General features: G+C 50.1%; 6 protein-coding genes. 2 read left to right on the plus strand and 4 right to left on the minus strand.

What is annotated here, in order from left to right; genetic code table 11:
* Nucleotides 1-135: 135 nt before the first annotated feature.
* Nucleotides 136-2,514, plus strand: a complete 2,379-nt coding sequence (locus TPCCA_RS05090; RefSeq protein WP_013945589.1) for a heavy metal translocating P-type ATPase — start codon at nucleotides 136-138, stop codon at nucleotides 2,512-2,514.
* A gap of 89 nt (nucleotides 2,515-2,603) precedes the next feature.
* Here TPCCA_RS05090 and trhA read toward each other — a convergent pair whose 3' ends face one another.
* On the minus strand, nucleotides 2,604-3,320 hold the full coding sequence (gene trhA / locus TPCCA_RS05095; RefSeq protein ID WP_013945590.1) for a PAQR family membrane homeostasis protein TrhA: 717 nt from the start codon (nucleotides 3,318-3,320) through the stop codon (nucleotides 2,604-2,606).
* Nucleotides 3,321-3,478: 158 nt separating this feature from the next.
* Entirely contained in the window at nucleotides 3,479-4,012 is a 534-nt protein-coding gene (locus tag TPCCA_RS05100; RefSeq protein ID WP_013945591.1) for a Dps family protein, read from the minus strand.
* Between the two features lie 227 nt (nucleotides 4,013-4,239).
* Between TPCCA_RS05100 and TPCCA_RS05105 the strand changes: the two genes are divergently transcribed.
* Nucleotides 4,240-4,812: an adenine phosphoribosyltransferase gene (locus tag TPCCA_RS05105; RefSeq protein WP_013945592.1), complete on the plus strand. Its 573-nt coding sequence runs from the start codon at nucleotides 4,240-4,242 to the stop codon at nucleotides 4,810-4,812.
* Between the two features lie 22 nt (nucleotides 4,813-4,834).
* Here TPCCA_RS05105 and TPCCA_RS05110 read toward each other — a convergent pair whose 3' ends face one another.
* A complete protein-coding gene (locus TPCCA_RS05110) occupies nucleotides 4,835-5,890 on the minus strand; it encodes an amino acid--tRNA ligase-related protein (protein WP_013945593.1) in 1,056 nt (351 codons plus the stop codon).
* Entirely contained in the window at nucleotides 5,890-6,489 is a 600-nt protein-coding gene (locus tag TPCCA_RS05115) for an ATP-dependent Clp protease proteolytic subunit (protein WP_013945594.1), read from the minus strand. The genes TPCCA_RS05110 and TPCCA_RS05115 overlap by 1 nt, the downstream gene beginning before the upstream one ends.
* Between the last annotated feature and the right edge of the window lie 194 nt (nucleotides 6,490-6,683).

Raw genomic sequence — 6,683 nt, forward strand, 5'->3', positions numbered from 1 at the left:
TTCACAGCAGATAGGATGAAAAGTGTACGGTTTTTTATCCGGTACATGCAAGTTTTTTTGCCGTCACTGCCAGCCGCTCCTCCCCAGAGCTTTTGGATACATAAAAAACCCGTCCTGAATAGGAGGTAGTCTTTCATGCAGGTGTCATTTGTTGTTCACGGTATATCTTGCACTGCGTGCGTGCGGCGCATAGAGGAAACAGTGCGCCACGTGACAGGCGCATACGACGTTTACGTAAATCCCACCACCAGCCATTTATACGTACACACTGATCTTCACCCTACTGAGCACACCCTGTTTGCTCAGACCATCATCGATGCAGTTTCACATGCAGGATTCAAAGCCACGCTTTTAGATACGCATTCGACAACCGCACCGCTTGCTGCAACCCAGCCGGTACATCCAGATTTTGTGACGCTCAAAAGGCGTGTCCGTACTTCTCTCTGCTTACTCGTGCCCCTTATGTATCTGTCCATGGGGCACATGGTGCACCTACCGATCCCTGGGTTCTTGCACCCCCTGAAATATGCGCTTTCCTTTGCCCTTGTACAGGCGTTTCTGACATTACCTGTCCTGTACGCCAATCGCTCTCTTTTTCGTGCAGGACTTATTGCGTTGTATGGTGCAATTCTGAGACGCAACACTGCAACTATGGATTCGCTCATCTCTCTCGGTTCCCTGAGTTCTTTTACATACGGTCTCTTTGCCACGGCGCGTATAGCAATGGGCGTGCATGCCAACGACACGGCACTTGTATCGCACTATGTGGCGGATTTGTATTTCGAATCAGCTGCAATGATCGTAACGCTCGTCACGGTGGGTAAATACCTGTCCGCCTTGTCTAAAGGGCGCACTTCTCGCGCACTCACACAACTGCTAGACATAAAACCTAAAACGGCTCGCGTTATCCGTCAGGTATCTGTTCCGCGCGGAGCATCCCCTTCTTCCCCAACAACTGCAAGCGCTGCATCAGCCCATGAGACCCATGAAATTGAGATAGAAATTCCTGCACAGGACGTACTTGTCGGAGACACCGTACTTGTAAAAGCAGGTGAGCTAGTTCCGGTAGATGGGATCATCACATCCGGGCAGGCCACGCTCGATGAGTCAAACGTCACAGGGGAAAGTATTCCGGTAGAAAAAGGACGCGGAGATTCCGTCATTTCTGCGTCCTTAGTCAGCACGGGGTTCCTCAAATTTCGTGCTGAACGGGTAGGGGAGCATACCACCCTTGCGCAAATTATCTCATTGGTAGAAAAAACTACTGCGTCTAAAGTTCCGGTCACCAAACTGGTCGACGCTGTCAGCGCATACTTCGTACCATCAATCGTAGCACTCTCCTTGCTCTCTGGCTGCGCGTGGTTATGCGCAGGAGCGTCTGCAGAATTTGCCTTTTCTATCGCAGTCACTGTCCTGGTCATATCATGCCCGTGCGTGTTAGGACTTGCCGTCCCTACTGCGCTCATGGTTGCAACGGGTAAGGGTGCACAGATGGGTATTCTCATAAAATCAGCGCAGGTATTCCAGCAAATGGCACGCACAAAAGTAATAGCGTTCGATAAAACTGGCACCCTCACCTTAGGACGTCCTACACTTTCACACATACACACGCTCCATCCAACCTATAACGAAGAAGACATACTGCGCCTTGCGTACAGCTTAGAAGTATGCTCTGGCCATCCGCTTGCAGCTGCAATTAGCGTAGCTGCACAGCGTAAAGGAATGACACCGCTTGCTATAACCGATTTCAACTCAGAACAAGGACTCGGTCTACGGGCGCGCTTAGTGCATACCTCGTATGCAAAGACCGTCATGGTAGGCAATGCACGTATGATGGTCGCACACAGCATTGATGGCATGGACACATATCTTTCTCCATTACACAATCCAGAGGAAACGCCCTTATTTGTAGCAGCGGATAAAAATCTCGTAGGAGTTCTTTTTGTTTCAGATCCCGTAAAGGTACATTCTTCTGCAGCGATTGGTGCCTTGCACAAGCGTGGGATCCAAACGCTGATGCTAACGGGAGACGTCAAACACGTTGCACACACCATCGCTGCACGCTGTGGTGTCAAGAAAAGTAAAGCGGAGTTACTCCCTCATGATAAGGAACGAGAAATTTCCGCTTTAAAAGCGTCCGGAATGATGGTAGCGATGGTAGGAGACGGCGTAAACGACGCGCCTGCACTGGCATCCGCCGATGTTGGGATCGCCATCGGTGCAGGTTCTGATATTGCAGTAGAAAGTGCAGACGTAGTCCTGATGAGAAACTGCATACAGGACGTGGTAACGTTGGTAGATCTCAGCATTGCAACGGTGCGGAACATGAAGCAGAACTTATTTTGGGCATTTTTTTACAACACGCTCGGCGTTCCTCTAGCAGCAGGACTCGGATATCCCTTCTTCGGATTACGTCTCACACCTATGCTTGCAGCAGCAGCAATGAGTTTAAGCTCAGTCTCGGTGCTATGCAATGCGTTGAGGTTGAACCAGTTTCAGTCTTCATCACCATAAAGGACTGCGCGAACCCGCTCGCTCCGTCAGACAGGATGCGGTCTTCGCAAAGAAACGAACCTCCTATCTATCATAGGAGGCTTATGGATTTAAAAGCTTAAATACAGCGAAAAAAAATGCATGACGCTACCGCCGATGACGAACATATGCCAGATAGTATGCGTCCACTTTATTCTCTTGAGTGCATAGAATACACAACCAACCGTGTAGAGCACGCCTCCTAATACCAAAAACAGAAAGCTAATCTCAGGGAGCCGTTCCCGCAACGGCTTTGCTACAAACACTACCAGCCACCCCATCGCTATGTACATCACGAGAGACAGCCACCGTACCCGATGCCCAAACACGGAGTACATTACGCTCCCACTACACGCTAATCCCCAAATAACCCCAAAAACAGTCCATCCGATCGCGCCGTACAGTGTAGTCAGGCAACTCGCGGTATACGTACCTGCAATGAGCACGTAAATACAACAGTGATCAATAACACCGAACACATACTTCGCTCCACGAGGCAGAGCATGGTACAGCGTAGAGCACAGGTACAGCACAATGAGTGAGGAGCCAAAGACACTAAAACCAACAACATAGCGAGCCGTCAAGTCAGCCGGCGTATAGTGCACTGCACGCACCACCAGGAGCACCAGTGCAACGATGGATAGTCCGACACCGATACCGTGGGTGACTGCATTTGCGATTTCCTCACCAAGAGAATAGCTCTCCTGGTAAGATCGTATGGACTTAGCACAGGCCGCAGACGCAGGACAGATAGCATCCGATCCGTCTGCGTTAACAATTTTTTCCACAAAACGCCCCCTTCCGTAGGACGATTATGCACACTTCCCCAAGCACTTCAACCAACACCTCCCTCCCCTCATGCTGTAACGGGAGAGAGGCCTTATGCGCAAAATACAGGGCTTCCAGCGCATGGCCATACGTGTGTTGTACGTACAGCCTGCTCTACCTAGGCTTTCAGGGTAGCACCAAGCATCCAAATGGCCTTTCCCAACGTCCTCAGTATGTCTGTGATAATGTCGTCAGTCACTGCATCCCCACTTTCAGCTGCAAGTACCTGCGTTTGGCTGAATCGCGTACTTAGGTATTCAAAATCCCGCTTTACGCGCGCAAGCGCAGAGACGATAGTGATCTCTTTCTCCGTCTCTTCTGCAATTCCACTCAACGCAAGGTATTCAGCCATAGACGCAGGAGCCTGCGCGCCCAGCTGTAACAACCGCTCGGCAATCGTATCAAAGGCTTCAGTAACTGATACATAATACTCTTCAAGGAGCTCATGCACCTGTTTAAACTCAATGCCGTAGATGTGCCAGTGATAGTTATGTAGCTTGATATACAGTACTCCCAGATCCGCTACATGCCGGCGTAATTGCTCGCAGATAGCAGCAATGGCACGAGCGTCCGGTACACCGGGGGCGCTGGCTCCAACTGCAGCGCTCGTGGCGGTGCTGTGGTATTTTTTTCCATTTATACACATGTTCATCGTTCTTCCTCCTCCAAACTTTAAAGCAAAAACCATGCCAACAAAAAATCGAAAGAAATGGAGCATAACTACTGTCTTTTTGGACTTTTCCCGGCTTTTTTTCACCGATTGATAAAATCATCATTTATTTTCACCGAGATTTCGTGAAGTTTCAGCGAAATCTTTTTTTCCAGGAGACGTAATTCTCAATCCACCAAGCCTCCCAACAAACCGGTAAGATCATTGACGTGCGTGGTATTGGACGTTACCATGCCCCTATGGACGGACACGCGGCGCTGGACCGCGCAATTCGTAAGCGGATTGATTTCCCTAAAAAAGGAATTCTCTACTACGACATTACTGGCGTGCTGATGAACGCGGCTGTATTTCGTTACTGTCTTGATCAAATGGTGGAATTTTACCGCGATGAGCACGTTACCGCGGTCGCAGCAATCGAATCACGTGGCTTTATTTTTGCCGCGCCCTTTGCAGACCGCATGGGAATACCTCTTATTTTAGTTCGGAAGGCGGGGAAACTACCGGGGGATACGTACTCGTGCTCCTATTCCTTAGAGTATGGAAAGGCGACCGTTGAGGTTCACAAGAGCGATGTAGTCGCGGGGGCCCGCGTGCTGTTAACAGACGACCTGATTGCCACTGGTGGAACGCTGAATGCAGCGCGCACGATGCTCCGGGCTGGCGGGGCAGAAGTGGTGGGCTTCTTCGCCGTTGTGGGTTTACCATTCCTACGGTACCATGAGCTGATTGGGGATCTTCCCGTGAGAACGCTCATCGAATACAACCAGGAAACTTCCAATTAACTTCTCCAAGGCAGGAGGAGTGTCACTGATCATACACAAACGCATCTAATGAGTGCCGACCGGCTAGCAGCGCAACCAGGCGATCAAATCCGAGTGCTGCTCCAGAGCAAGGGGGCATGCGTGCGCACGCGTGCGCAAAGCCCTCTGGAACAGGATGCACAACTCGCGCAGATCCCTGTTTTGCGGTTTGTTCTTCCCTGCAGTACCGGGTAACACGCTTCGCATCCCGCTGCTCTGTGTAACAGTTTATGAGTTCCACACCGCGGACGTACAGTTCCCACCGTTCCTTTACCACCCAGTGAGGTGCGTCACCCTTGTTAGGTGACGTAGATTGTATCCCTGAGCGTCCAGTGTGTTCCTGCGCCAGGCAGGATATCTGTATAGGATAGTCATACAGCACGACGCAACGATCCTTTATTGACCTCAACTTTGGTTCAACAATATGCACGAGCAACAGTTCGTACAAATCGTCCCATGACCACTGGGTATAATCGACCCCCGCACGTGCTCCCAGGTCTATTCCGGAGCGCAATACTTCCTGCGCAAGCGTCTGTACACTACTCGCGTGCGAAAGGGAAAAGCCTGCATAGCGGAGAAAAGCTTCCTCGACCGTCACGTACTCGAAGGGAGCACAAAAACAAGCACACGAATATGGGTCCGCGAGCGGATGACTCTGTACTTGTTCAACCACAAAGCGAAAGAGTTTGCTGCTTACATCGAGCGACGTCTTGTAGTCAGCGTACACCGTGTAGTATTCGACCATAGTAAATTCCGGCCTATGCAAGGCGCCCATGGACTCTCCATTGCGATAGCACTTTGAGATCTGAAAAGCCGAACGTTGCAGTTGCGCGATGAGCGGTTTCAGAAAAACCTCAGGAGAGGGAACGAGATATAACTTCTGTGTATCTTTAGCATGCACTGACGTAAAGTACTCGGTTTGAAACACCTCAAGACACCGTTCTGGAACGAGCGCACGGGCGAGTGCAGGCGTATCGAGCTCTATGTAGAGGTGTTCAAGGAAAAAATCACGCACTGCACGCAAGCACTGCGCGCGAAAGAGGACAGATTCGGTATCCATTATTTCTTAGGAAGGTCCGCCCTTTTTTCAATCAGGTTCGAAATGAGACCATATTCTAGTGCTTGAGAAGCGTCGAGCCAGTAGTCTCGATTCGTATCCTGTGCAACTTTATCTAAGCTCACACCCGTTTCACTTGCGATCAAAGCGTTCAGTTTCGATCGCGTTTTCTCAAGCTCCCGTGCGTGAATTTCTATGTCTGTCGCAACGCCACGCATACCAGAAAGGGGTTGGTGTATCAAGTACCGGCTATTGCGCAATCCAAACCTACAATCCTTTTTTGCCGCGAGCAAAACGAGTACACCAGCACTCGCAACCAACCCCATTCCAATTGTGTACACTGGCGTCTTGACGAAGCGAATAACGTCAAAAATAGCGTACCCTGCATCCACATCCCCCCCAGGAGAATCCACGTACATATAGATGGGCTTCGAAACGGAAAGAGACTCCAATACAAAGAGTTGCCGTACTATTCCCTCTGCGAGGTTTTTACTTATTTCCCCTGAAAGGAGAATTTGCCGCGTTTCCAAAAACTTCTGGAAAAAAACACTCTCCCCTGATTCTGAGTGCGCACGTTTTTCCTGCGTAGCATCACACCTCATAACCACTCCGACTCCCCATTTCTCGCGGGCATGCTCATGGTATACTGTCGTGCAACAGTCCCGCACTAAACAAGAGCCGCTTAGTGTAGCATAAAAACTTCTCTTGAATAACAAGATAATCTACACCCCACAAAGCAACGCGCGTATAACCTCTTCGTTTATTGCAGGCAAAATACAATAGGTTGTATCATGGG

The organism is Treponema paraluiscuniculi Cuniculi A, from assembly GCF_000217655.1.
Lineage (GTDB): Bacteria > Spirochaetota > Spirochaetia > Treponematales > Treponemataceae > Treponema > Treponema pallidum.

Bases quoted from the DNA above. Each gene is read 5' to 3' on its own strand.
- TPCCA_RS05100 (WP_013945591.1), bottom strand. From the start codon at position 4,012: ATGAACATGTGTATAAATGGAAAAAAATACCACAGCACCGCCACGAGC.
- TPCCA_RS05115 (WP_013945594.1), bottom strand. From the start codon at position 6,489: ATGAGGTGTGATGCTACGCAGGAAAAACGTGCGCACTCAGAATCAGGG.
- TPCCA_RS05110 (WP_013945593.1), bottom strand. From the start codon at position 5,890: ATGGATACCGAATCTGTCCTCTTTCGCGCGCAGTGCTTGCGTGCAGTG.
- TPCCA_RS05090 (WP_013945589.1), top strand. From the start codon at position 136: ATGCAGGTGTCATTTGTTGTTCACGGTATATCTTGCACTGCGTGCGTG.